This window comes from Endozoicomonas sp. SESOKO4 (assembly GCF_024606275.1).
Genome location: NZ_JAHHPS010000622.1, coordinates 1 through 2,207, shown reverse-complemented (window position 1 = coordinate 2,207; position 2,207 = coordinate 1). Strand labels below are relative to the sequence as shown.

Annotated in this window: 1 protein-coding gene; it reads left to right on the top strand. The window is 43.7% G+C overall.

All coding sequences use genetic code 11. From position 1 onward, the window contains the following. Positions 1–133 precede the first annotated feature (133 nt). Positions 134–1,861 carry a hypothetical protein gene (locus KDK16_RS12160; RefSeq protein ID WP_257276324.1) on the top strand — a complete coding sequence of 576 codons (1,728 nt, stop codon included), beginning with the start codon at positions 134–136 and terminating at the stop codon, positions 1,859–1,861. Positions 1,862–2,207: the final 346 nt, after the last annotated feature.

The following is a 2,207-nucleotide window of genomic DNA, read 5'->3' as shown; positions in this document are numbered from 1 at the left end:
CCTCAATTTCTTGCAATCCTCGCTACGGACGCTTAAGTCCGACAGGCTGCTAGGATAAATGGCGACGTTAAAGAGGGATTATTGCGGTAAGGATTTTCTGTTTTAGCATTTAAAAATGAGAAAGAGTGCTGTTATGAATAGTCCCGGATCCGGTTCTGTGGTTGCTCTGTTATCAGTAATTTTTGCCTTCCCCTATCATGTTTGCGCCGCAGATGGGTCAACGGATAGTTCCGGATATACAGAGGCTTCAAGTTGTTCTGAATTAACCAATGGGGTTGATAGGGACGTGTGCAGTTATCATTTACCTGCTTTTAAGGCGCTGATCAGGGAAAAAAACAATCAGGTATCTCCAACAACACCTTCTTCAACTATTTCACCCAGTGCTTCTCCAATTCCTGAAACGGTCAGGATAAGAAAAATATCGGCTATAACAAGGCTGGATCATGAGGCTTTTCGAACCACCTATCCAACTTTATTTATATTTGATGCAGAGCGATTGTCAGGAAAGGGACAGCCAGCCGTTTATGAATTGCCATTGACAGTGCCCGTCGCTGGCCATCTCAGAGGAGTAAAGAGTTTTCAATTGCCTGATAACTCAGCTTTTGTGGGGAACAGGATAGATATTTTACCTGAGTTTGTGATTGAAGGAGGCATACAGAATCATTACGTGATGTCGGCACCCTATAATGATGCTGTCTACTATCTGGCGAATATAGAAATTGATTCCAGAAATTCTTCAGAGAAGAGCCGTTTATCAACAACAGCTACCACAGAATACCCCGGCTCAACCCCGACCACACAGAAACATATACCTTCAGGCATTCTGTATCTGAGAGGTGCGGGTATTTTTTCTGCAGACAACATCAAGGTGATACTGGATCCGGCAGATAATCAGATAAGAGTCCGACCGGTAGAGCTGGGATGTACAGATTTTGCTGATGGAAGAGGAGCAGAAGAGCGCTTCGTTTATCGCTTTACGAACTCTGAATTTGACCTCCTGCAAGGCATACAAAGACTGACAACACCTCTGAACGCAGCATTCAATGTCTTCTGTCATCAAACTACAGGGCAAGTGCAGTTGACGATGAAAAATACTACAACCGTCATATCCGTGCCTACTCATGCTCCTGCACCCAGTTCGCCAGAAAGCAGTAGTGTGTTGTTCTCTATGATCTTATTCCACAGAGAAAACGTTATGCGCTTCGTTGACTCTATCTGTAACAGCGTCGTTGATCAGTTTGGCAATGACCTATCCATTGATCTGGCCAATCCATCGGATCCTGATCACTATATGGGTGGCATCTGGGGTAGTTTTTGTACTGATATTAATATGGTTCAGGGTGCATTTGGATTAAAAGACAGAGAACAGGCATGGGGCTGGGTTTTAGGTGATAGCAGTGATCAATATGGCTGTGAGGCCATGGAGAAAACTTATCGGGCAGAGTTTGCTTCTGTGAGCACGTGGTCAATAGCAGGTTTTGATGTTGCATGTAATTGCACTGCAACGTCTGATTGTACAACTCAGGCTCCCGACATTTCATCCACACTTCCTCCTGACGCAGGTGCTCTGATGATGAATAATACTGGTGAAGCAGGATTAACCCAAAGGCAGAAAGAGGGCATAGTCTTTGGCATAACCAGTTTTGTTGGGTATCAGGCTGTTGTTAATAGCTGGTTTTATCTTTCAAGCCGTATCAGGCAAGCCTGGATAAGGCATACCAGTCAGGTGTTAGCTGTTGTAATGGGATTTGGGATTCCGGCATTCCAGCTGGTACCACGATGTGTCAGTATATTGAGAGCAAAGAAAGCAGCCCATAATCTACTGTCAGAAGAAGTAATATTTGAAAAAAATCAACCGTAGATTGTCGTAAAAAATTACCAAAACATTGGTTCAACTCATCCTTCAGATCCTGATTACTATATGGGTATCATCTGGCAGAAAAATGACTGTTCTGACATTAAAATGATTCGGAGAAGCCCCCACTGGAATCGGCTTGCCGATTTGGTGGAGGGAGTATGTCACAGCGCTGTCACCGACATCATGGCAAGACTTCCAAAAGTGTGGGGCTCATTTCCTGTTGGGCAAGACGTTGTCTTTATTTATGAAAAATCCAGTCTAGGATAAGATAACGGTCTTAAAACGGATTGTCACAGCAAGCATACTTCTGTTTTGGTCTTTAAAAATGAGACAGGGTTAAGTTATGAAT

Coding starts and splice junctions, on each gene's coding strand:
- KDK16_RS12160 (WP_257276324.1), top strand. CDS start 134: ATGAATAGTCCCGGATCCGGTTCTGTGGTTGCTCTGTTATCAGTAATT.